We start from the raw sequence: 22,827 nt of genomic DNA, 5'->3' as shown, positions 1-22,827 counted from the left end.
CTGAAGCTCCTCATGAGGGTGGATGTGCAACCGCCTCCCCGCCGCGGAGCAACGGGGAGGCGGCCTGGTACGAGTATGGAATCAGGCGAGGTCGCGCTTCGCCGCGATCTTCGACGACAGGCCGAAGAGCTCGATGAAACCCTGTGCCTTCGACTGGTCGAAGGTGTCGCCCGAGTCGTAGGTGGCGAGGTTGAAGTCGTACAGCGACTCGTCCGACCTCCGGCCGGTGACGACCGCGCGGCCGCCCTGCAGGGTCATCCGGATGTCGCCGGTGACGTGCTGGTTGGCCTCGTTGATGAAGCCGTCCAGGGCCCGCTTGAGCGGGGAGAACCACAGGCCGTCGTAGACCATCTCGCCCCAGCGCTGCTCGACCTGCCGCTTGTACCGAGCCAGCTCACGCTCGACCGTGACGTTCTCCAGCTCCTGGTGGGCGGTGATCAGCGCGATCGCTCCCGGCGCCTCGTACACCTCACGGGACTTGATGCCGACGAGCCGGTCCTCGACCATGTCGATCCGGCCGATGCCGTGCGCGCCGGCCCGCTCGTTGAGCTGCTGGATGGCCTGCAGGACGGAGACGGGCTTGCCGTCGATGGCGACCGGGACGCCTTCCTTGAAGGAGATGACGACCTCGTCGGCCTCCCGCTGCACCGCGGGGTTCGAGGTGTACTCGTAGATGTCCTCGATCGGCCCGTTCCAGATGTCCTCCAGGAAGCCGGTCTCGACGGCCCGCCCGAAGACGTTCTGGTCGATGGAGTACGGCGACTTCTTGGTGGTCGCGATCGGGAGCTGCTTCTCCTCGCAGAAGGCGATCGCCTTGTCCCGGGTCATCGCGTAGTCACGGACCGGGGCGATGCACTTCAGGTCGGGACCGAGGGCGGAGATACCGGCCTCGAACCGCACCTGGTCGTTGCCCTTGCCGGTGCAGCCGTGGGCGACGATGCCGGCGCCGTGCTTCTTGGCGGCGGCGACGAGGTGCTTGACGATCGTCGGCCGGGAGAGGGCGGAGACCAGCGGGTAGCGGTCCATGTAGAGGGCGTTTGCCTTGATCGCCGGAAGGCAGTACTCGTCCGCGAACTCGTCCTTGGCGTCGGCGACCTCGGCCTCCACTGCACCGCAGGCGAGCGCGCGCTTGCGGATGACGTCCAGGTCCTCGCCGCCCTGGCCGACGTCCACGGCGACGGCGATGACCTCGGCGCCCGTCTCCTCGGCGATCCAGCCGATGGCGACGGAGGTGTCCAGGCCGCCCGAGTAGGCGAGTACGACGCGCTCGGTCACGGGTTTCTCCTTACGGTGCATTCAACGATAGGCATAACTATGCACTACACCGTATGTTTCGTCAACGCGGTCCCTGGGCGGGCCCATATTTCGGCGGCGCGCGGCCATGCGGCCCGCCTACGATCGCCTCTCTTGGCAGGTACAACCAGGGGGAGCGGCAGTGACGAGGGACCTTCGGACCGGGTGGGCGTTGGCGGGCAGGCTCCTGGACGGCGAGCCGCTCAACGCGGTCGTCGACACGGCCGATGTCTCAGCCTGGACGGCTCTCGATGTGGGCATACGCGATCGGGCGCAGTTCCGGCCGGCCGTCCTTCCATCCCGCACCCGCATCGAGGGCCGACGGATCGCGTGGGACCAGATCGAGGGGCTTCGGCTGAACCTCCGGGGCCGTGCTCCGCTCAGCGAGAGCGAGCTCGCTCTCGCGCTGTGCCACGTCGACGGCCGGATCCGGGAGGCCGTGATCGAGCGGGTCGCGGACTTCCCCGGGCTGCTGCCGCTGATCGTGATCCGCTGCACGGACTGGGCCGCGCCGGTGCGTGAGCGGGCCCGGCCGCTGCTGGCGAGCGCGCTGCCCGAAGTCGGCGGGCCGTACCTGGTCGCCCTTGCCGCCCTGGTGCTCCGGGTCGCCGGGCGCGGCCACGGCATCTTCGCCCGAGACCTGCTGGAACGGACTCTGCGGGAGGGGCCGCGTGAGAATGTCGAAGCGCTGCTCGCGAGCGGGGATCGCACCACTCGCCGGTTCGCTCATCGCCTGGCGGTCCAGGAGCGGCTGCTCTCCCCGGCGAGCCTCGCCCGTGCCGCCGCCGGTGACGGAGACGTCGTCATCCAGGACCTCTGCGCCGAGGCGGCCCACGCCGCCGTGCGCGAGGGTGCGTACGACGAGGTACTGGGCCCGCTGCTCTTGTCTCGACAGCCGCGGGTGCGCTCGGCTGGGGTCACCGCGTTGCGCCGGGCGGGGCGCCCGGCGCAGGCCGAACCCTTTCTCGTCGACCGCTCCGGACTCGTACGCGCCTGTGCGCGCTGGGTGCTGCGGCAGCACGGCACCGACCCGCTGCCGCTCTATCGGGAGCTGTGCGCCGACCCGTCCGACCCGAAACTGCCGCCCGCCGCACCGCTGGGGCTGGCCGAGTCCGGAACGCGCACGGACGCAGCGCTGCTGATCCCCCTGCTCTCCCACCCGTCCGGGCCGGTCCGCGCCGCCGCGGTCGCCGGTCTGCGTCTGCTCGACCGGGCCGACACCGAACTGCTGCTGGCGCTGCTGGACGACTCCTCGCCGTCCGTGGCCCGCGAGACGGCTGCCGCCCTCCTCCCGTCCGCGGAACATCTGCCCGAGGCGTGGCTGACGCAGCGGATCGCCGCGGACCGCCCCGCCCACACCAGGAAGGCCGCCTTCCGGCTGCTGCGCGCGCAGGGCGGCGTCGCCCAACTCCGGGCGGCGGTGCATCTGCTGACAGACGAGAACCCCAGGCTTCGGGCACTGGCCGGGCAGACCATCCAGCTGTGGACGGTGCCGCCGACCGATGTCCCGCTCGGCGACGCCGAGGTGGATGCGCTGCTCGACCGCTGCACCCATCTGTTCAGCGACTACGTCCTGCGCCGACTGCGCCGGCAGTTGGGTATCAGCAGGTGAAATCTGACCCGGCGACCGGACCCGGTCGCCGATAATCCGTGGCATGGGAAAGCTCTACGAACGGATAGACGGCCGACTGCGCACCTTCATCGAGGAACAGCCCCTCTTCTTCACGGCGACCGCGCCGCTGTCCGGCGACGGGACGGTGAACCTGTCCCCCAAGGGTCTGACGGGCTCCTTCGCCGTCATCGACGACCGGACAGTGGCCTACCTCGACTTCGCCGGGAGCCACAACGAGACCATCGCCCACCTCCGCGAGAACGGCCGCATCACCCTGATGTGGTGCGCCTTCCAGGGGCCGCCGAACATCGTGCGGGTGCACGGCCACGGCGAGCCCGTCTATCGGGACGATCCGCGCTGGAAGGAGCTGCTGGCGCACTTCCCGGACATCGACACCACCCCGCACGGGCTGCGCGCCATCATCGTCGTACGGGCCGAAGTCGTCCGGGACAGCTGCGGATTCGCGGTGCCGTACATGACGTACGACGGGGACCGTGAGACGCACGGCCAGCGGTTCTCGCGCGAGGACGACGCGTCGCTCAGTGCGTACTTCGAGAAGAAGCCGGACATCGCCAGCAGCATGGACGGGCTTCCGGGGCTCCCCCTGCCGCTGCCGCCGACACCCTGAGCCGTACGGACCAACGGCGCTGCCGCCGGGGCCGGGGGCGCATACCGTCGCCCCTATGCGCAAGGCTTCTCTCCTCGGTCCTGTTCTGTTCGTCGTCTCCTTCGTGGTCGCTTTCGTGCTGTCCGCATCGGCAGGCGCCGCGCCGGTTCACGCGCCTGTCCGCGCGCCGCTGCCCGCGCGGATGGCCGACACCGGCGGCGGGTCCCAGCTGATCACCGCCGAGGCCGCGCGGCCCGGCTCCACCACGGGCACGGTGACCTGGTGGGACCGCCGCAATGACGGGCGGTGGGTGGTCGCGGGATCGGCCGTGGCGCGGTTCGGCGCGAAGGGACTGGTCGAGGGCGCCGGCCGAAAGCAGGGCACCAGCACCACGCCGACCGGGCTGTACCGACTGCCGTACGCCTTCGGGATCGAGGCCGCGCCCGCCGGAACCGCGTACACCTATCGCCGTGTGACGAATACCTCCTGGTGGTGCCAGGACACCGCGTCCCGCGCGTACAACCGCTGGGTGGAGTCACTGCCCGCGGACTGCCGGGCCGCCGAGTCCGAGCATCTGACTGCCTACAGCCCGCAGTACGCCCACGCGATGGTCATCGGCTTCAATTACGACCGTCCGGTGCGCGGCCGCGGCGCCGGGATCTTTCTGCACGTCAACGGGCGCGGCGCGACGGCCGGTTGTGTCTCGGTGCCCGAGGCGGCCATGAACCGGATCCTGGCCTGGGCCGACCAGCACCGCAACCCGCACATCGCCATCGGCACCGCTTCTGGACGCACCGCCGTCACGCGCTACTGACCGGGCGGCCGAGCCACATATTGCACAAGCGTCCCTCAAGTTGAACTCCACGCGCCTCGTATGCGTATCCCCGTACGCGAAAGTGGTACAGGCGAGGAGCAGCCGTGGCGATGTTGCAGAGCGGTCGGGCCGCGAGGCGTCAGACCATGCGTGCCATCCGCCCGCGGCGTGACCCGGCGGTGGCGCTGCTGGCCGTCACCTGGGCAGGGGCGGTGGCCGTCCTTTCCCTGTGGTGGCAGAACACGGCGGTGGTGCACATGACCACCGCCGAGTGGCTGATCGGTGCCGGCAGGATCACCGGCCTGCTGGGCGGATACGTGATCGCGCTGGTGGTGCTGCTGATGGCACGCGTCCCGGCTCTGGAACGGCGGGTGGGTTCCGACCGGGTGACCCGCTGGCACGCGATGAGCGGACGCTACGCGATCAGTCTGATCGTCACGCATGTCGTGCTGACCGTCTGGGGGTACGCCGTTCAGGCCCGTACCGGCCTCGTGGAGCAGACCGTCACCGTCGTCGTCGACTTCCCCGAAATGATCAAGGCGGCGATCGGCACCGGGCTCCTGCTGCTCATCGGCTTCGTCTCGGCAGGCGCGGTGCGTCGGCGGATGTCGTACGAGACGTGGTACTACCTGCACCTTCTCACCTATGCCGCGGTGTATCTGACCTTCTGGCACCAGTTGGCGACGGGTTCCGAGTTCGTGGCGAACCCGACGGTGCGCACCGTCTGGTACGTGCTGTACGGAACGGTCGGCGCGCTGCTGCTCTGGTACCGCGTCCTCGCGCCCGTCCGGCTCAATCTCTGGCACCGGATGCGGGTCGAGTCGACGGTGGACGAGGCACCCGGTGTGGTCTCCGTGCTGATCACCGGGCGACGGCTGCACCGGCTCGGCGCCGAGGCGGGTCAGTTCTTCCGCTGGCGGTTCCTCACCAAGGGGCTGCGCTGGAGCGCCAATCCGTACTCACTCTCCGCCGCGCCCCGCCCCACTCTGATGCGTATCACCGTCAAGGCGGTCGGCAAGCACAGCACCGCCCTCTCCCGGCTGGAGCCGGGGACGCGGATCTGGGCGGAGGGCCCGTACGGAGCCATGACCGCCGGCCGCCGGAGCCGCAACAAGGTGCTGCTGATCGCGGGCGGCGCCGGAATCACCCCGCTGCGAGCACTGTTCGAGACGCTGCCCGGCGGCCCGGGCGACCTGACACTGCTTTACCGGGCCAGCAAGAAGCAGGACCTGGCGCTCTGGAGCGAGCTCCAGCAGATCGCTCAGCGCCGGGACGCACAGCTGATGTACGCGGTGAACGGTCCGGACGGAGCCCGGCCCGAGATCACCTCCGAGCGGCTGAGAGAAGTGCTGCCGGACATCGACGAGCACGACGTCTATCTCTGTGGGCCGCCCGGCCTCGCCGAGGAGTCGTACCAGGCACTGCGCGAAGCGGGAGTGCCGTCCCGCCGGATCCACCACGAGTCCTTCGAGATGTGAGGCCGTCCTTGAAGAGGAAACATCCACTTCGCCGGATCATGATCGGCGCCGCCGCCACCACGTCCGGCGTCGTCCTTCTGCTCGCACTGAAGCAGCCTGGCACCAGCGTGGCGGAGGCGTCGTCGCAGGCCGGCTCGCAGGTGCCGCCCGCCGGCTCGGCGTCCGCCGGAAACGGAGCCGGGGCGGGAGAGACGGTCCTCGGTGACAGCGCCGACACGCAGTACGGCGACGTCCAGGTCCAGCTCACCCTCAGCGGCGGACGAATCACCGGAGCGCGGGCGGTGAAAGCGCCCAGCGCCGAGGCCAGAAGCCGGCAGATCGCCGCCGACGCGATCCCCCGGCTCAACCAGGCCGTGCTGAGGGCGCAGAGCGCACAGATCGATGCCGTCTCCGGGGCCAGCTACACCAGCGATGGCTACATCAAGTCCCTGCAGAGCGCGCTCGACAGGGCGGGAGCCGCGGGGGCGGGGGGCTCCGGTGCCGCGGATACCGGCAGCGACGGTTCCGGCGCGCAGTCCGGGACACAACCAGGACCGGGGACGCAGCCCGGAGGGGCTTCGGGTTCCGCTGAGGCCGACGGCTCGGGCTCGGGGTCAAGCCCCGGTGGCGCCCCGGCGGCGAAGACCGTCCTCGGCAACGTGGCCGACACCCAGTACGGCCCCGTGCAGGTCCGGATCACGGTCAGCGGCGGCAGGGTCACCGCGGCCGACGCCGTCAAGGCACCCGACTCCGACGCCAAAAGCCGACGGATCGCCGCCACCGCTGTCCCCCAGCTCAACCAGGCAGCACTCACGGCGCAGACCGCACAGATCGACGCCGTCTCCGGGGCCAGCTACACCAGCGAGGGCTACATCAAGTCCCTGCAGAGCGCGCTCGACAAGGCGGGTCTGTGATGCCCGGCGGGCGGGAGCGCCTGCGCCATGTCGAGCACTCCATGGGCACCGTCTTCTCCTTCGACATCCGTATCGCCGACGGCAGCGCCTCTCCCCGGGTGCGCGCCGGGCTCGCCGCCGCCGTGGCCGGGCTGCACCGTGTGGACGAGACCTTCTCGACGTACCGTCAAGGCAGCCAGCTCAGCCGGCTCGCCCGCGGCGAACTCTCGCTCGGAGACTGCGTCACCGAGGTCGCCGAAGTGCTCGATCTGTGCGCAGCCGCCGAGCGGGAGAGCGAAGGCTGGTTCACCGCCCGCTACGCCGGCGAGCTGGATCCGACCGGCCTGGTCAAGGGCTGGGCGGTGGAGTGCGCGGTCCGTATGCTCGCCTCGTCCGGTGCGGATTCGGTCTGCCTCAACGGAGGCGGCGACATCCAGCTGTACGGCGGACCCTGGCGGGTGGGAGTCAGTGACCCGCTGCACCCCGGCGAGCTCCTCACGGTGCTCGAGGCCGACGAGGGCCTCGCCGTCGCCACCTCGGGTCCGGCCGAGCGCGGCTGCCACATTCTCGACCCGCACACTCGCCGGCCACCCGCCGAGCCCATGGCGTCGATGACCGTCGTCTGCCCGGGGCTGACCCACGCGGACGCCCGGGCGACCGCCGCGTACGCCATGGGCGGGCGGGCCCGGGACTGGCTGGAGGAACTGCCCGACACGGAGGGATTTGCGGTCAATGCCGACGGCAGCACCTGGCGGACCAGCGGATTCGCCCGCCACACGGCGAAGTTGGCTGTCTGACGACCGGACCGCCGGCGGCCTCAGCGGTCGTTCTGAGCCAGACGCAGCAGATGGTCGGCGAGCGCCTGGCCGCCCGCCGGGTCCCGGCTGATGAGCATCAGCGTGTCGTCGCCCGCGATGGTGCCGAGGATGTCGTGCAGTTCGGCCTGGTCGATGGCCGAGGCCAGGAACTGCGCGGCGCCCGGCGGCGTACGCAGGACCACGAGGTTGGCGGAGGCCTCCGCGGAGATGAGGAGTTCCGCGGAAAGGCGCCGCATTCGCTCCTCCTTCGCCGACTCGCCGAGCGGCGCCTGCGGGGTGCGGAAGCCGCCCTCGCTGGGCACCGCGTAGATCAGCTCGCCGCCGGTGTTGCGGATCTTCACCGCGCCCAGCTCGTCGAGGTCCCGGGAGAGCGTCGCCTGGGTGACGCTCAGTCCGTTGTCCGCGAGGAGCTTGGCCAGCTGGCTCTGCGAGCGCACCGGCTGCCGGTTGAGGATGTCCACGATCCGGCGGTGGCGGGCCATACGGGTCTGGGGTACGGCGGGCCCGCCGTGCTCGGTGTCCTGCGCCTCGGTCATCGTCGTCTCATTCTCCGGCTCGTCCATCCCCGTTGGCTGCGTCGAGAACGCCCGGCAGGGCCCGGAGGAATCCGTCCACGTCCGCCTCGCCGATGATCAGCGGCGGCATCAGCCGTACGACATCGGGGGCGGGGGCGTTCACCAGGAAGCCGGCGTTCTGAGCCGCCTGCTGCACCTGGGGCGCGAGGGGCTCGTTGAGCACGATACCCAGCAACAGGCCCGCGCCACGGACATGGGAGACCAGCGGATGACCCAGGGATTCGATTCCGTCCCTGATCTTCTCGCCGAGCCGCTTGACCTCGTCGAGGATTCCGTCGGCCGCGAGCGTGTCGAGCACGGCGAGTCCGGCGGCGCAGGCGACCGGGTTCCCGCCGAAGGTGGTGCCGTGCTGCCCCGGCTTCAGCAGCTCGGCCGCCTCGCCGAACGCGATCGTCGCGCCGAGGGGGAGCCCGCCGCCGAGCCCCTTTGCGAGCGTGACGAGATCGGGCTCGATGCCCTGGTGGGCCTGGTGCTCGAACCAGTGGCCGGTCCGCCCGATGCCCGTCTGGACCTCGTCGAGCACGAGAAGCGTGCCGGTGGCCCGGGTGATCTCCCGGGCGGCCTCCAGATAGCCCTTGGGCGGGACGACCACGCCGTTCTCGCCCTGGATCGGCTCGATGATCACGAGCGCGGTCTCCTCGGTGACCTGGGCTCGCAGCGCCTCAGCATCACCGTAGGGCACGTGGCTGACATCACCGGGCAGAGGCAGGAACGGCTCCTGCTTGCCCGGCTGTCCGGTGAGCGCGAGGGCGCCCATCGTGCGGCCGTGGAAGCCGCCGACGGTGGCGACCATGTACCGGCGGCCCGTGAGCCGGCCGATCTTGAACGCGGCTTCGTTGGCCTCCGCGCCGGAATTGCAGAAGAAAACGCGTCCGGGGCGCCCTAGGAGCTGGACCAGCCGCTCGGCGAGCGCGACGGGCGGCTCGGCGACGTACAGGTTGGAGACATGGCCCAGGGAGGCGATCTGGCGCGAGACGGCCTCGACGACGGCGGGATGGGCATGGCCGAGCGCGTTGACGGCGATACCGCCGACGAAGTCGGTGTACTGCACGCCGTCCGCGTCCCAGACGGTGGCGCCCTCGCCGCGGACGAGCGACAGCTTGGGCGTGCCGTAGTTGTCCGCCATCACGCCCTGCCACCGCTGTGTGAACTCCCGGTTGGTCATGATTCCCCCAGTGCGTCGGGCAGGACCATCGTGCCGATGCCCTCGTCGGTGAAGATCTCCAGCAGGATCGAGTGCGGCACGCGGCCGTCGATCACACGGGCGGTGTTGACCCCGTTGCGCACGGCGAACAGGCAGCCCTCCATCTTGGGGACCATGCCGCTGGAGAGGTCCGGCAGCAGCTTCTCCAGCTCGCTCGCGGTGAGCCTGCTGATCACCTCGTCGCTCTGCGGCCAGTCCTCGTACAGGCCCTCGACATCGGTGAGAACCATCAGCGTCTCCGCACCCAGCGCCGCGGCCAGCGCGGCCGCGGCGGTGTCGGCGTTGACGTTGTAGACGTGGTGGTCGTCGGCGGAGCGCGCGATGGAGGAGATGACCGGGATGCGTCCGTCGTCGAGGAGCGCCTGGATGGCGCCCGTGTCGATCTCGGTGATCTCGCCGACCCGGCCGATGTCGACGAGCTCTCCGTCGATCTGCGGCTGGTGCTTTGTCGCGGTCATGGTGTGGGCGTCCTCGCCGGTCATACCGACGGCGAGCGGCCCGTGCTGGTTGAGCAGCCCGACGAGCTCGCGCTGGACCTGTCCGGCGAGCACCATCCGTACGACGTCCATGGCTTCGGGCGTGGTGACCCGAAGGCCCGCCTTGAACTCGCTGACCAGGCCGTGCCGGTCCAGCTGCGCGTTGATCTGCGGGCCGCCGCCGTGCACGACGACCGGCTTGAGCCCGGCGTGGCGCAGGAAGACGACGTCCTGGGCGAAGGCTGCTTTGAGATCCTCGTCGATCATGGCGTTGCCGCCGAACTTGATGACGACGGTCCTGCCGTTGTGCCGAGTCAGCCAGGGCAGCGCCTCGATGAGGATCTGGGCCTTCGGCAGTGCGGTGTGCTTGCGCGTGGTGTTCGTCATGAGCTGTACGCGCTGTTCTCGTGGACGTAGTCCGCGGTGAGGTCGTTGGCCCAGATGACGGCGGACTCGGACCCGGCGGCGAGGTCGGCGGTGATCTTCACCTCGCGGTAGCGCATGTCGACGAGCTCACGGTCCTCGCCGACGCTGCCGTTCTTGCACACCCACACGTCGTTGATGGCGACATTGAGCCGGTCCGGCTCGAACGCGGCCTTCGTGGTGCCGATGGCCGACAGGACCCGGCCCCAGTTGGGGTCCTCGCCGTGGATGGCGCACTTGAGGAGGTTGTTACGGGCAATCGAGCGGCCCACCTCGACGGCGTCGTCCTCGGTCGCGGCGTTGACGACTTCGATACGGATGTCCTTGCTGGCTCCCTCCGCGTCACCGATGAGCTGACGGGCGAGGTCGTCGCAGACGCTCTTCACGGCCTCGGCGAAGTCCTCGTACCGGGGCGTGATCCCGCTCGCTCCGGACGCCAGCAGCAGCACGGTGTCATTGGTGGACATGCAGCCGTCGGAGTCGATCCGGTCGAAGGTCAGGCGGGTCGACTCGCGCAGGGCCTTGTCGAGGGTCGCGGCTTCGAGGTCGGCGTCGGTGGTGAGGACGACGAGCATGGTGGCGAGTCCGGGGGCGAGCATGCCCGCGCCCTTGGCCATTCCGCCGACGGTCCAGCCGTCCTTGGAGGCCACGGACGTCTTGTGGACGGTGTCGGTGGTCTTGATGGCGATGGCGGCCTTCTCGCCTCCGTGCTCGCTCAGCTCTGCCGCGGCCCTGTCGATGCCGGGCAGCACCTTGTCCATGGGCAGCAGCAGACCGATGAGGCCGGTGGAGGCGACGGCGACCTCTCCGGCGGAGACCTCGGAGGCACCGTGGCCTTCAAGAGCCTCGGCGACCTTTTCGGCGGTGGCGTGGGTGTCCTGGAAGCCCTTGGGGCCCGTACAGGCGTTGGCGCCGCCGGAGTTGAGGACGACGGCACTTACCTCGCCGCCGCGCAGGACCTGCTCGGACCACAGGACCGGGGCGGCCTTGACGCGGTTGGAGGTGAAGACGCCCGCGGCGGCGCGGCGCGGACCGTTGTTGACCACGAGGGCCAGGTCCGGATTGCCGTTCTCCTTGATCCCGGCGGCGATACCGGCCGCCGTGAATCCCTTTGCTGCCGTGACGCTCACGGTGCCACTCCGATCGTGGAAAGTCCTGTGCCCTCGGGGAGCCCGAGGGCGATGTTCATGCTCTGCACCGCGCCGCCGGCGGTGCCCTTGGTGAGGTTGTCGATGGCGCTGATCGCGATGATGCGGCCCGCGGCCCCGTCGTACGCGACCTGGACCTGAACGGCGTTGGAACCGTAGACGGACGCGGTCGACGGCCACTGCCCCTCGGGGAGCAGGTGGACGAACGGCTCGTCCGCGTACGCCTTCTCGTACGCGGTCCGCACATCGGCCGCGGTCGTGCCCGGCCTGGCCTTCGCACTGCACGTGGCGAGGATGCCGCGGGGCATCGGCGCGAGGGTCGGCGTGAAGGAGACGGTGACCCGCTCCCCCGCCGCCGCGCTGAGGTTCTGGATCATCTCGGGCGTGTGGCGGTGGCCGCCGCCGACGCCGTACGGGGTCATGGACCCCATCACCTCGGAGCCGAGCAGATGCGGCTTGGGCGTCTTGCCCGCGCCGGATGTCCCGGACGCCGCGGTGATCACGGCCTCGGGCTCGGCGAGGGAGGCGACGTACGCGGGAAACAGCGCGAGCAGCACGGCGGTGGGGAAGCAGCCGGGCACCGCGATGCGCTTGGACCCCTCCAGCGCGGCGCGGGCACCCGGCAGTTCGGGCAGGCCATAGGGCCAGGTCCCGGCGTGCGGGGAACCGTAGAACGCCTCCCAGTCGGCGGCGTCCTCGAGCCGGAAGTCGGCACCCATGTCGATGACGAGCACGTCGTCACCGAGCTGCTCGGCGACGGCGGCGGACTGCCCGTGCGGGAGGGCGAGAAAGACGGCATCGTGCCCGGCGAGCACCTCGGGGGTGGTCGGTTCGAGCACGCGGTCGGCGAGCGGCAGCAGATGCCGCTGCAGGCCACCGAGCTTCTGACCTGCGTTGGAATTGCCGGTGAGGGCGCCGATCTCGGTCCCGGGGTGGGCCAGGAGCAGTCGGAGCAGTTCCCCGCCCGCGTATCCGCTCGCCCCTGCGACTGCTGCGCGTACTGCCATCGAACCCTCCATCAGTGATGGCATGACTATACGCATCTCCGCACTTTTATGCAATCAGCGCCAAGACGATCCGGCGGTCATGTTCGGTGATCAGCCGTCGGGGTGCGCGGCTGCCCAGCCGTGTTCGAGCAGGGCGAAGACTTCTCCGGCGGCCCGCATCGGGTCGGGATTCCGCCCCACGAGGTCCCGGGCCTCCAATGCGAAACGGGCCAGGGCGGCGCAGGTGACATCGCCTTCGGGGGCGCCGACCTCCTCGGCGATGGCCCGGGCCACCGCCGCTTCGTGGCGCATCCACATGCGGTGGGCGTGCTCACGCAGTGCCGGAGTGTCCTCCACCATGCGCCTGAACTCGCCGAACCGCGGGTCCGCGGTGGGAGCCTGCGCCCGCAGGGCGTGCTCGCACAGGGCACGCGGAATCGACTGCCCGGGGGCGCGTTCACGCACCGCGGCGACGAGCGCCGCCTCGATGTCGTCGTCCTGATCGAAGACCAGCGCTTCCTTGCTGGGGAAGTGCTTGAACAGGGTGGTCACCGACACGTCGGCGGCCTCGGCGACGTCCTTGACGCCGACCTGGTCGTATCCGCGGTCGAGAAAGAGCTCGAGCGCGGCGTCGGCCAGGGACCTGCGGGTTTGGGCCTTCTTGCGCTCGCGGCGCCCGGTCGGTTCGGTCACCGGCACACCGTACCTCGGAGCACACTCACTACGAAAGTTTAGTCATTGCACTTATTTAGTGAGTGTGCTTTCTTGGTGGTGCGCCGGGGACCTCCCGGCGAACACCCGCCTTCCGAGGGGACAGCCCCATGCACTCCGCCCATGACGCCCGCATCGCGATCGTCGGCGCCGGCCTCGGCGGCCTTGCCTGCGCCCGCGTCCTGCAACTCCACGGTCGCTCCGTAACCGTCTTCGAAGGCGAGGCGTCCGTCGACGCCCGCCCTCAGGGCGGCACTCTCGACATGCACGCCGACACCGGGCAGATCGCCCTGCGCGCGGCGGGCCTGCTCGATCGGTTCCGCACCCTCTCCCGTCCCGAAGGCCAGGAGTGGCGCGTGCTCGACACCGCCACCGCCGCCCTCCTGCCTGATCAGGGGCCCGCGGACGACGAGGGCGACGGCGACAGGCCGGAAATCGACCGAGGCCAATTGCGCGGCCTGCTCCTGGAGTCCCTCACCGCGGGCACCGTGCGGTGGGGCCGCGCCGTCAGCGGGGTCACCCCGCTCGGGGACGGCACCTGCCGCCTGCTCTTCGGTGACGGCACCGCCGAGGACTTCGACCTGGTCGTCGGCGCCGACGGCGCCTGGTCCCGGGTCCGCCCGGCCCTGTCGGACGCCACGCCCGGCTACACCGGTGTCACCTTCGTGGAAGCCGGCTTCGACGACTGCGACACCCGCCATGCAGGGCTCGCGCGGCTGGTCGGCGACGGCACCATGCTCGCCAAGGCCGGCGGCAAGGCCCTGTTCGCCCAGCGCAACAGCACCGGCCACATCCGCGCCTACATCGCGTTCCGCGCCCCGGAGAACTGGCACGTGGCCGCCGGTGTGGACCTCGGTGACGCGGCGGCCGTGCGCACGCACCTGCTGAAGACCTTCGACGGCTGGCACGAGAGCCTGCTCCATCTCCTGCGGTACAGCGACAGCGGCTTCGTCAATCGCCCCCTGTTCGCGCTGCCCGTCCCGCACACCTGGGAGCACACCCCCGGCGTCACCCTGCTGGGCGACGCCGCGCACTTGATGCCCCCGCTGGGGCTGGGCGCCAACCTCGCCATGCTCGACGGCACCGATCTCGCCCACGCCCTCGTTCGCGAACCAGGCCTCGACGACGGCGTCCGTGCCTACGAGAGCATCATGCTGCCGCGCTCGGCCGAGGCCGCGAAGGGCTGCGCGGAAGGACTCGGCCACCTGCTGCCCCCGACGGACTCCTGAGCACGTTCCGTCACGTCATACGCCCGGTGGCCAGCGGTGGCCGGCAACCACCCGGCGGGCAAAAATTGAGGTGGATCCGTTCATACCGGGGGCTCTCGCCGGGAGACGCCAGTGGTGCACACCGACGTAACGGACGTACTGATCGCGGGCGCCGGCCCTGTCGGGTTGACCGCGGCCGCGGAGCTTCGACGGCGGTCCGTCGCCTGCCGCATCGTCGACCGGCTGCCGGCCAGGTTGCCGTTCGCGAAGGCCGTGGGCATCCAGCCACGCACCCTGGAGATCTGGGACCGGATGGGCCTGGTACGGGCCGCGCTGGACGCGGCCGTCCCGATGCGCGGGCAGCTGACCTACGTCAACGGCGTGGAGCAGGCCCGGATCGACCTCGCCCTGCCGCCCGAAGTGCCGTACGGATTCGCCGCGCTGCCGCAGTACGAGACCGAGCGCATCCTCGATGAGTTCCTGTCTCGCTTCGGGACCCGGATCGAGCGCGGTACCGAGCTGGTGTCGTTCACCCAGGACGCCGACGGAGTGACCAGCCGGCTGGTCACCTCCTCCGGGGCGGAGGAGGAGGTCCGCTCCCGGTTCCTGGTGGGGTGCGACGGCGCGCACAGCGTTGTCCGCAAGGCACTCGGGCTCACCTTCGAAGGGGGCGCCTTCCCCGATGAGTACATGCTCGCCGACGTGGAAGCCGACTGGGACCTGCCGCACGGGTACGGCGTACGCGCCATGCATCGCGGTGCCGACGGCGTCGTCGACGACCTGCTGGTGTGCATTCCGCTGCCCGGCCTGGGCCGGTACCGGATGTCGATGCTCGTGCCGCCCGAGCTCTCGACCGCCCGGCAGAGCGAGGGAGCCGACCGGAGCCGGGACGGGGTGGAGCATGGCCTGGAGGGCGGCCGGGCGCCCTCGCTCCCCCACATCCAGGCGGTCCTGGACCGGTTGGCGCCGCAGCCGACCACCGCGTCGGCCATGCGCTGGTCCTCGGTGTTCCGGATCAGCCACCGGATGGTCGACCGGTACGCCGAGGGCCGGGTCTTCGTCGCGGGGGACGCGGCGCACATCCATCCGCCGACGGGCGCGCAGGGCATGAACACCGGCATCCAGGACGCGTACAACCTGGCCTGGAAGCTCGCCCTCGCGGCCGAGGGTGCCGCGGATCCCCGGCTGCTCACGAGTTACGACGCCGAGCGCCGGCCGGTCGGCGAGGAGGTCGTCGGCCGCACCGTGCGGCACGCGGCCGAGGGCATCCAGGCCGACCCGACGGACCCGGCGACCCTGATGCTGCGCGAAGCGCAACTGCTCGTCGCCTACCGCGGCAGCCCGATCGTGGGGCGGCCCGACCCGGACGGCAACGGGGACGGCCCCCAGCCCGGCGACCGGGCCCCGGACTGCGGCGGCCTCGCCGGGGAGATCGCCGCGTACCCGTCGCGACTGTACGACGTGCTGCGGGACCGTGGGCACGTGCTGCTGCTGTACGGGCACGACCCGGCGGGCAACCAGTTCGACGAACTCGCCGCCGCGGCAAAGGAGTTGTCACAGGGCAGGGTGGAGGCATGCGCGGTGCTGGCCGACGGCGGGCCGGCCGACGGGACGCGGCTGCCCGTATACCGCGACAGCCGCGGCGAGTTCGGGCGGATCTACCGGGCGCAGGATCCGACGGCATTTGTCGTGCGCCCGGACGGCTACCTGGGCGCCCGGCTCTGCCCGCCGACCGCCCAGGAGCTGGCCGCCCACCTCGCGGGCGTGTTCCGGACGGGCTGAGCCACGCGCACGCTGGCCGCCACCAGGGCGCGAGAGGGGTTCACCCGCGGCGTGGTCAGCCGTCTTCGCCGCAGCTGGCGGACATGGGCTGCGTCTACTGCGAGGACTGCGAGATCGCGGAGCTCGTGGACGAGGCCGAGGTTCAGCTCGTCAAGGCGTCGATGAAGCCGGGCAGCCCCTCGGGCACCGGAGCCTGCGCAGAGAAGCCCTCCTCGGGGAAGAGCAATATGAACTCCCGGTCCAGATCGTCACGGCGGGTGCACGCCGCCATGCGGACCAGTCGCTTGTCGTTCACGTCCTCGCCCTTCACGCCCTCGTTGCCGTCGGCCCCATGCGCTCGGCCTCGCGCCACAGCAGGGCGCAGCTCAGCGCGGCGAGCAACTGGCATGCGGCGGCCGTCAGCAGGGCTCCGGGCAGGGAGCGGACGGCCAGGGGCCCGGCGATGGCCGCGCCGACAGCGAAGGCGGTCAGCTTGAGACTGGCGCCCGTGGTGAAGATCTGGGCGCGCAGCCGCTCGGGTGCCTCCCGGTGACGTACCGCGATCAGCACGCTGAGGGCGATCGGGATACGACCGAGGGCGACCAGGATGACGACGAGCGAGGAGGCGTAACCCGTCAGAGCCCCGGTCAGCAGGCGGCCCGGCCTGGCGGACCTGTCGAGCAGTACGCCGAAAACGGGGCCGCCGACCGCGGCCGCGATCATGATGCCCGCCAGCAGTGAGGAGGCCACGGCGGCCGATCCTGTGACGGCGAGCCCGGCGAGGAGCAAGGCCGGGCCCGACATCTCGTCGCCGGTGCGGGCGGCGGCCGCTCCTGCGGTGTAGCGCCCCAGCTCGTAACCCTTTTTCATCTGGATCACGTTACGCACGTAACTCAAAACCACACCAGGTGCGTTACATTGGCAGAGTGTTCCCCTTGAACGGCGCTGGCGCTGACGGCACATGGTCGGCCCGGCATTCGGTTCAGGCCGTCGCCCTGCGAACGGCCGCCCTGATCAACGCCCTTGCCGATGAGAGCCCGCCGGCCGGCCGCATCTCCGAGGTGCTGCGCGAGCACGGCGAGACGGACCCGGTCGAGCTGTCGGACAGCGACATCGCCGGGATGCGCGCGGCCGCCCTGCGACTGCGCGAGGTCTTCGCCGCCGATCACGTCGACGCCGCCGCGGCCTGCCTGAACCGCCTGCTGCCGCAGAGCACCGGCCCCCTGCGCCTCACCTCGCACGGCGGCCGCTCCCCCTGGCACCCGCATCTCGACAGCCATGACGACGCGCCCTGGGGTGAGTGGTTCCTCGCCTCGTCCTGCCTGGCCCTGACCGTCCTCGTCTGGGACCGCCAGCGCCCGCCCGGCGGCGTCTGCGCCTCCTCCGCCTGCCGCAATGTCTTTCTCACTCAGGGCAGCGGACCGACACGTCGCTACTGCTCACGGCGGTGCGCGACACGTGAACGCGTGGCCGCCCACCGGCGGGCGAAAAATCCTGCGGACCTGGCCGCGTCCCCTGTCGATCCGGCCGGGGGCCGTTCGTATAGGGGATGAGAGCCCGGCCGCCCGGCGCCGGCCACCACACCGAGGAGGGACGCCATGCAGAACTATCTGCTCAGCATCTACCAGCCCGACGGGGGCCCGCCGCCGCCCGAGGTCCTGGATCCGATCATGCGGGATCTCGAAGAGGTGAACGCCGAGATCAAGGCGGCCGGTGCCTGGGTGTTCTCCGGAGGTCTGCACCCGCCGAGCACGGCCACCGTCGTACGGGTGAAGGACGACGAGGCGCTCATGACCGACGGTCCTTACGTCGAGGGCAAAGAGCACATCGGCGGGTTCACGGTCATCCGGGCGGCCGATCTCGACGCCGCGCTCGAATGGGGCCGCAAGCTCGCCCGGGCAATCACCCTCCCGATCGAAGTGAGGCCGCTGCAGCACGTGTCCGGCGGGTGAGTTCCGGCATGCCGGAGGTGACCGCGTCGGTGATGGAGCGGGTGTTCCGCGAGGAGTACGGTCGCGCGGTCGCCGTCCTGGTCCGCGTCTTCGGTGACATTGACATCGCCGAGGAGGCGGTCCAGGACGCGTTCACCACGGCCCTGGAACGGTGGCCGTCCACCGGGCTGCCGCCCAGCCCGGCCGGCTGGATCATCACCACCGCCCGCAACCGGGCGATCGACCGGCTCCGCAGGGAGGCGTCACGCGCGGACCGGCACGCGCAGGCCGCCCTGCTGTCCGCCGACGGCGAACCGTTCGAGGAGGGCCCCGTGCGCGACGACCGGCTGCGTCTGATCTTCACCTGCTGCCACCCGGCGCTGGCGCCCGCCGCCCGGGTCGCGCTGACGCTGCGCCTGCTGGGCGGGCTCACCACGGCCGAGATCGCGTCGGCCTTCCTGGTCGCCGAGCCGACCATGGCGCAGCGGCTGGTCCGCGCCAAGGGCAAGATCCGTGATGCGGGCATCCCCTACCGGGTCCCGCGCGACACCGATCTGCCGGACCGTCTGCGGGCCGTGCTCGCCGTCGTCTACCTCATCTTCAACGAGGGCTACACGGCCAGTTCGGGCGAGCGGCTTGTCCGCGAGGACCTGTGCGCGGAGGCGATCCGCCTCGGCCGGCTGCTGGCCGAGCTGATGCCCGACGAATCTGAGGTCAAGGGGCTGTTGGCGCTGATGCTGCTCACCGAGTCGCGCCGGGCCGCCCGCACCACGCCCGACGGCGACCTCGTACGGCTGGCCGAGCAGGACCGCGAGCTCTGGGACCGCGGTCTCATCACCGAGGGCCAGGATCTCGTCCGGCAGTGTCTGAGACGTGATCAGCCCGGTCCGTACCAGATCCAGGCTGCCATCAACGCGGTCCACAGCGACGCGCCGGTCGCGGCCGCGACCGACTGGCGGCAGATCCTCCAGCTGTACGACCAGCTGCTCGCCCTCGGTCCACATCCGGTCGTGTCTCTCAACCGCGCGGTCGCGGTGGCCGAGGTCGAGGGCCCGGCGGCGGCGCTCGCCCTGGTCGACGATCTCGATCTCGACGGTCACCACCTCTTCCACGCGATCCGCGCGGATCTGCTGCGTCGCCTGGGGCACAAGGCGGGGGCCGCGCGCGCCTATGAGGCGGCGATCGAGCGCGCGGAGAATTCCGCCGAGCGTGCCTTCCTGCGGCGTACCCTCCTGGGCATGTCCATCACATTCGGCGAAGACGCACTCAGACTCCTCGACGAGCCGAACCCCGCGGTCCTGGCGACCGTCAACCCGGATGGAAGCCCGCAGACTTCGGTCGTCTGGGTGGCCAGGGACGGGAACGAACTGCTCATCTCCACCGAAGCCGGACGCCGCAAGGACAAGAACGTACGGCGCGAGCCGCGGGTCAGCCTCACCGTGTACGACCGGAACGATCCGCTCCAGTACATCGAGGTGCGCGGCACGGCCACCGTGAGCGAAGACGCCGGGAGGAAGCTCGCCGTGTCGCTGGCCGAGGAGTACGAGGGGTCGGGCGCGGGCGAGGAGTATCTGGAGCTGCCGCCGGAGGTCGTACGCATCGTCATCCGGATCACGCCGGAGCGGGTGGTGGGCAGCGCCGCCGGGTGATGCCGGGCCCGCCTCGGTCGCGGCTGTGGGGCCCGCCCGTCAGACGGTCGTCCCCAGGCGCAGGCTCCAGCGGCCCGCCCCGCCGGCCAGCGTCACCGTCGACAGGGGGCGGACGTCCACGTTCCAGTACGACGAGGGCGGCGCTTTCAGCGCGTAGACGAGGGCTGCCTTGACGACCGCCGGTTCGGCTACGGCGACCATGGAGCCGCCGTCCTCGGGGGGCCTGGTGTCCAGCCAGCCCCCTATGCGCGATATGAACGCGAGCAGCGGCTCACCGCCGTGCGGCGCCGCGCGCGGGTCGGCGAGCCAGGCGTCGACGGCGGCGGGCTCGCGGGCCGCGACCTCGGCCAGGGTGTAGCCGCGCCAGCGGCCCATGTCGCAGTCGCGCAGGGCGGGCTGCGCGATCGGCGCGAAGCCGAGTGCCTCGCCGGTCGCCCGGCTGCGGGCGGTCGGCGAGCAGTACCGCAGCTCGGCGGTGTTGAGCGGCACCAGGGCGTACGCGGAGCGCTGCACCTCGTGCCAGCCCGCGTAGTCGAGTGGCCGGTCGTCGTCGAAGCGCTCCGCGAGCACGGCGGAGCTGCGGGCCGCGGCGACCAACGTGATCCGGACAGTCATGGCGTGATCGTGGTTCCCAAAGCCCCGCAGGTCAAGAGGCGACCGGAGGGGCGTGCTCCGGGTGGTCGCGGCCCTGGCGGGGGCTTCGCCGGTTCAGCGCCGCCGGGTTTCCGGGGGGTGCGGCTGCTCTGCCGGGTCGCTGCTGACGGCCCGTCGGCCGAGCACCTCGTCGCAGGCGGCGCGCAGTCTTCGGACACCCTCGGCGATCTCGGCCGGGCCCGCCACACCCGCGAAGCCCAACCGCACATGACCGGCGGGGGGTTCGGCGCAGAAGTAGGGTCGGCCGGTGGCGATGGCGACGCCTGCGCGCAGGGCGGCGGAGAGCAGGGCCGCCTCGTCCGTGCCGTCGGGGAGGCGCAGCCAGAGGTGATAGCCGCCGGACGGGATGTGCGGGAGAGCGAGTTCGGGCAGGACGAGGCGCAGGGCGGCTGACATGGTGTCACGTCGGGCCTTCAACTCGGCGGCCACGGCGCGCAGATGGCGATTCCACGCCGGTGAGCCGACCAGCTCCAGAGCTGCTTCCTGGAGCGGGCGGGGCACGAAGAAGGTGTCGACGACATGGATGGCGCGCAGCCGCTCAAGGACCGGGCCGCGGGCCGCCAGCATGCCCACCCGCAGGCTGGGCGAGGTCACCTTGGTGAGGGAGCTGACATGAACGACGACTCCGTCGTGGTCGTCCGCGGCGAGCGGGCCGGGCAGCGGGCCCGCGTCCTCGTGGACCAGTCGGCGGGCGAAGTCGTCCTCGATGACAAATGCCCCGAAGTCGCGGGCGATGCGCAGCACGTCGCCGCGGCGCTCCGGCGCGAGCACCGCACCGGTCGGGTTCTGGAAGAGCGGCTGACAGACGAAGACCCGGGCGCCGGTGGCCTTGAAGGCGGCGGCGAGCAGTTCCGTACGCACCCCCTGGGCGTCCACCGGGACGGGCACCGGCCGCAGCCCGGCGGCGCGGGCGATCGCCAGCATGCCCGGGTAGGTGGGTGACTCGACAAGGACGGGGGCGCCGGGCGGGGCGAGCGCGCGCAGGGCGGTGGTCAGCGCCGACTGGCCGCCGGCCGTGATCAGCACATCGGCCGCGCCGCAGCCTTCGCCGAGGCCGCGGGCGAACCATTCGCGCAGCTCGGGCAGACCGTCGGTGGGCGGCCGCCCCCAGGCGCCGGGCCGCCGTCCGGCCCTGGCCAGTGCGGCGGCCATGGCTCGTTCCGGCTGGAGGGAGTGGTGCAGATAGCCGCCGTTGAACTCCACCACGCCCGGCGCCGGAGCGGCGAGCGTCGCGAGGACTCCGGAGGCGTCCACGGCACGCGGCACCAGCTCGGTCGCCGCGTCCGCACTGAGGGTGACCTCCTGCCAGGAGGTGTCCCCGTGCGCGGGGCCGGTGTCGGTGCGGGGCTGCGCCCGGAAGGCTCCCGCGCCGGGGCGGGTGACGACCAGACCCTCGGCGGCGAGCTGGGCGATCGCGCGCGAGACGGTCACCGGGGAGACGCGGTATCGCTCGACCAGCGCCCGGCTCGACGGCAGCTTCTCTCCCGGTGAGTAGCGGTCGAGCTCACGCTTCAGGGAGTTCGCCAGTTCCGTGACACTGCTACGCTCATACATGAAGGCACAGGATAGCGCTACTGCACGCACCTCGATAGCGGTCGCCGACCCGGCGCAAGCCACCACGGCCGACCGCGCCGACGCCCTCGCACCTCGGTACCGGAGCCCCGCCGCGGGACGCAGCGGCACGCTCCTCGCCGCGCTGGGCGTCGTCGCGTTCTCGCTCACCTTCCCGTCCACCGTCTGGGGCCTGGAGAGCTTCGGCCCCTGGTCGCTCGTCGCCGTACGCAGCGTCCTGGCGGCCGTCGTCGCGGGTGGCTTTCTGCTGGCGCTGCGCGTCCCGCTGCCCGAGTCGCGCCGCTGGGCGGGCCTCGCCGTGGTGGCGGGCGGTGTGGTCATCGGCTTTCCGCTGCTGACCACGCTGGCCCTGCGGACCTCCACCACCTCGCATGCCGCCGTGGTCGTGGGACTGCTGCCCTTGACGACCGCCGCCTTCGCCGCGCTGCGTACCGGCCGCCGCCCCTCGCGCGCCTTCTGGCTGGCGGCGCTCGCCGGCGCGGCCGTGGTGATCGCCTTCACCGTGCAGCAGAGCGGCGGCGCACTGCAGAGGGGCGATCTGTATCTCTTCGGCGCGCTGCTGGTCTGCGCGGCCGGCTACACCGAGGGCGGCAGGCTGGCCGGCCGGATGCCGGGCTGGCACGTGATCGGCTGGGCGCTGATCCTCTGCCTCCCGCTGAGCCTGGCGGGCTCGGCTCTCGCCCTGTCCGTCGAGCCGGTCCGGCTCACCGCGCACGGCGTGATCGGACTCGCCTGGGTCGCGGCCGGTTCAACCTTTTTCGGTCTGTACGTCTGGTATCGGGGCATGGCCTCGATCGGCATCGCCAAGGCCAGCCAGCTCCAGCTCGCGCAGCCGCTGCTCACCCTGGTCTGGTCGGTGTCGCTGCTCGGTGAGCAGCTCTCCCCCGCCGCTCCGGTCGCGGCTGTCGCGGTCCTGGTCTGTATCGCGGTCACCCAGCGGTCCCGCAGCTGACGACCGGGCGCCGGGAACGACCCAGAGCCTCGGGGGTGCAACTCCCGGCCCCGGCCGTAGACTCGAAACACGGACCACCGCCT

Annotated in this window: 23 protein-coding genes and 1 pseudogene; 13 read left to right on the top strand and 11 right to left on the bottom strand. The window is 71.3% G+C overall.

Annotated elements, in window-relative coordinates; all coding sequences use genetic code 11:
• Positions 1-81: 81 nt before the first annotated feature.
• The gene (locus tag OG905_RS33075; protein ID WP_266478478.1) at positions 82-1,275 is read right to left on the bottom strand and encodes an argininosuccinate synthase; all 1,194 of its coding nucleotides are present in this window, start codon (positions 1,273-1,275) and stop codon (positions 82-84) included.
• A gap of 160 nt (positions 1,276-1,435) precedes the next feature.
• On the opposite strand from OG905_RS33075, the gene OG905_RS33070 reads away from it, so the two are divergent.
• The 6 genes from OG905_RS33070 (at position 1,436) to OG905_RS33045 (ending at position 7,473) form a co-directional block, all read left to right on the top strand.
• Positions 1,436-2,905 carry a hypothetical protein gene (locus OG905_RS33070; protein ID WP_328679971.1) on the top strand — a complete coding sequence of 490 codons (1,470 nt, stop codon included), beginning with the start codon at positions 1,436-1,438 and terminating at the stop codon, positions 2,903-2,905.
• A 43-nt stretch (positions 2,906-2,948) separates the two neighbouring features.
• Positions 2,949-3,533, top strand: coding sequence for a pyridoxamine 5'-phosphate oxidase family protein (locus OG905_RS33065; RefSeq protein WP_328679970.1), 585 nt, complete (start codon positions 2,949-2,951; stop codon positions 3,531-3,533).
• Between the two features lie 55 nt (positions 3,534-3,588).
• Positions 3,589-4,326 carry a L,D-transpeptidase family protein gene (locus OG905_RS33060; RefSeq protein WP_328679968.1) on the top strand — a complete coding sequence of 246 codons (738 nt, stop codon included), beginning with the start codon at positions 3,589-3,591 and terminating at the stop codon, positions 4,324-4,326.
• A gap of 146 nt (positions 4,327-4,472) precedes the next feature.
• Entirely contained in the window at positions 4,473-5,804 is a 1,332-nt protein-coding gene (locus OG905_RS33055; protein WP_328679966.1) for a ferredoxin reductase family protein, read from the top strand.
• Positions 5,805-5,842: 38 nt separating this feature from the next.
• Positions 5,843-6,697, top strand: coding sequence for an FMN-binding protein (locus OG905_RS33050; RefSeq protein ID WP_328679965.1), 855 nt, complete (start codon positions 5,843-5,845; stop codon positions 6,695-6,697).
• Complete coding sequence (locus tag OG905_RS33045; protein ID WP_328679964.1) at positions 6,697-7,473, top strand: FAD:protein FMN transferase; 777 nt, start codon at positions 6,697-6,699, stop codon at positions 7,471-7,473. The genes OG905_RS33050 and OG905_RS33045 overlap by 1 nt, the downstream gene beginning before the upstream one ends.
• A 20-nt stretch (positions 7,474-7,493) precedes the next feature.
• On the opposite strand, the gene OG905_RS33040 is transcribed toward OG905_RS33045, so the two are convergent.
• The 6 genes from OG905_RS33040 to OG905_RS33015 form a co-directional block, all read right to left on the bottom strand.
• Positions 7,494-8,030 (bottom strand): arginine repressor, encoded by a 537-nt coding sequence (locus OG905_RS33040; RefSeq protein ID WP_324982540.1) that lies wholly within the window; start codon positions 8,028-8,030, stop codon positions 7,494-7,496.
• A gap of 7 nt (positions 8,031-8,037) precedes the next feature.
• Positions 8,038-9,234, bottom strand: a complete 1,197-nt coding sequence (locus OG905_RS33035; protein ID WP_328679961.1) for an acetylornithine transaminase — start codon at positions 9,232-9,234, stop codon at positions 8,038-8,040.
• Positions 9,231-10,136 carry an acetylglutamate kinase gene (gene argB, locus OG905_RS33030; RefSeq protein ID WP_328679959.1) on the bottom strand — a complete coding sequence of 302 codons (906 nt, stop codon included), beginning with the start codon at positions 10,134-10,136 and terminating at the stop codon, positions 9,231-9,233. Before argB ends, OG905_RS33035 begins: the two co-directional genes overlap by 4 nt.
• Positions 10,133-11,302: a bifunctional glutamate N-acetyltransferase/amino-acid acetyltransferase ArgJ gene (argJ, locus tag OG905_RS33025; protein ID WP_328679957.1), complete on the bottom strand. Its 1,170-nt coding sequence runs from the start codon at positions 11,300-11,302 to the stop codon at positions 10,133-10,135. Before argJ ends, argB begins: the two co-directional genes overlap by 4 nt.
• On the bottom strand, positions 11,299-12,327 hold the full coding sequence (argC, locus tag OG905_RS33020) for an N-acetyl-gamma-glutamyl-phosphate reductase (RefSeq protein ID WP_328679955.1): 1,029 nt from the start codon (positions 12,325-12,327) through the stop codon (positions 11,299-11,301). Before argC ends, argJ begins: the two co-directional genes overlap by 4 nt.
• Positions 12,328-12,417: 90 nt before the next feature.
• Positions 12,418-12,999 carry a TetR/AcrR family transcriptional regulator gene (locus OG905_RS33015; RefSeq protein ID WP_328679953.1) on the bottom strand — a complete coding sequence of 194 codons (582 nt, stop codon included), beginning with the start codon at positions 12,997-12,999 and terminating at the stop codon, positions 12,418-12,420.
• Positions 13,000-13,127: 128 nt separating this feature from the next.
• Between OG905_RS33015 and OG905_RS33010 the strand changes: the two genes are divergently transcribed.
• A complete protein-coding gene (locus tag OG905_RS33010; RefSeq protein ID WP_328679951.1) occupies positions 13,128-14,246 on the top strand; it encodes an FAD-dependent oxidoreductase in 1,119 nt (372 codons plus the stop codon).
• A gap of 111 nt (positions 14,247-14,357) precedes the next feature.
• On the top strand, positions 14,358-16,007 hold the full coding sequence (locus OG905_RS33005) for an FAD-dependent monooxygenase (protein WP_328679949.1): 1,650 nt from the start codon (positions 14,358-14,360) through the stop codon (positions 16,005-16,007).
• 142 nt (positions 16,008-16,149) lie between these two features.
• Here OG905_RS33005 and OG905_RS33000 read toward each other — a convergent pair whose 3' ends face one another.
• Both OG905_RS33000 and OG905_RS32995 read right to left on the bottom strand, forming a co-directional pair.
• Positions 16,150-16,302, bottom strand: coding sequence for a hypothetical protein (locus OG905_RS33000; protein ID WP_328679946.1), 153 nt, complete (start codon positions 16,300-16,302; stop codon positions 16,150-16,152).
• Positions 16,303-16,313: 11 nt separating this feature from the next.
• Positions 16,314-16,856 carry a hypothetical protein gene (locus tag OG905_RS32995; RefSeq protein WP_328679944.1) on the bottom strand — a complete coding sequence of 181 codons (543 nt, stop codon included), beginning with the start codon at positions 16,854-16,856 and terminating at the stop codon, positions 16,314-16,316.
• Between the two features lie 65 nt (positions 16,857-16,921).
• Between OG905_RS32995 and OG905_RS32990 the strand changes: the two genes are divergently transcribed.
• The 4 genes and pseudogenes from OG905_RS32990 (at position 16,922) to OG905_RS32975 (ending at position 19,566) form a co-directional block, all read left to right on the top strand.
• Entirely contained in the window at positions 16,922-17,539 is a 618-nt protein-coding gene (locus OG905_RS32990; RefSeq protein WP_328679942.1) for a CGNR zinc finger domain-containing protein, read from the top strand.
• A gap of 45 nt (positions 17,540-17,584) precedes the next feature.
• Entirely contained in the window at positions 17,585-17,938 is a 354-nt protein-coding gene (locus tag OG905_RS32985) for a YciI family protein (protein WP_328679941.1), read from the top strand.
• An 8-nt stretch (positions 17,939-17,946) separates the two neighbouring features.
• A pseudogene (locus OG905_RS32980) lies at positions 17,947-19,143 on the top strand (RNA polymerase sigma factor); the annotation flags it as partial.
• A gap of 12 nt (positions 19,144-19,155) precedes the next feature.
• Entirely contained in the window at positions 19,156-19,566 is a 411-nt protein-coding gene (locus OG905_RS32975; RefSeq protein ID WP_328682738.1) for a PPOX class F420-dependent oxidoreductase, read from the top strand.
• A 39-nt stretch (positions 19,567-19,605) separates the two neighbouring features.
• Here OG905_RS32975 and OG905_RS32970 read toward each other — a convergent pair whose 3' ends face one another.
• Both OG905_RS32970 and OG905_RS32965 read right to left on the bottom strand, forming a co-directional pair.
• Complete coding sequence (locus OG905_RS32970) at positions 19,606-20,181, bottom strand: histidine phosphatase family protein (RefSeq protein ID WP_328679938.1); 576 nt, start codon at positions 20,179-20,181, stop codon at positions 19,606-19,608.
• 93 nt (positions 20,182-20,274) lie between these two features.
• Positions 20,275-21,774: an aminotransferase-like domain-containing protein gene (locus OG905_RS32965; protein ID WP_328679936.1), complete on the bottom strand. Its 1,500-nt coding sequence runs from the start codon at positions 21,772-21,774 to the stop codon at positions 20,275-20,277.
• Here OG905_RS32965 and OG905_RS32960 point away from each other — a divergent pair.
• Positions 21,773-22,744 (top strand): DMT family transporter, encoded by a 972-nt coding sequence (locus tag OG905_RS32960; protein ID WP_328679934.1) that lies wholly within the window; start codon positions 21,773-21,775, stop codon positions 22,742-22,744. The two genes, OG905_RS32965 and OG905_RS32960, sit on opposite strands and share 2 nt — an antisense overlap.
• Positions 22,745-22,827 lie beyond the last annotated feature (83 nt).

Origin of the sequence: Streptomyces sp. NBC_00322, from assembly GCF_036147535.1 — a bacterium.
In the GTDB taxonomy this organism is placed as follows: Bacteria; Actinomycetota; Actinomycetes; order Streptomycetales; family Streptomycetaceae; genus Streptomyces.
This window is presented reverse-complemented; position numbering and strand designations above follow the sequence as displayed.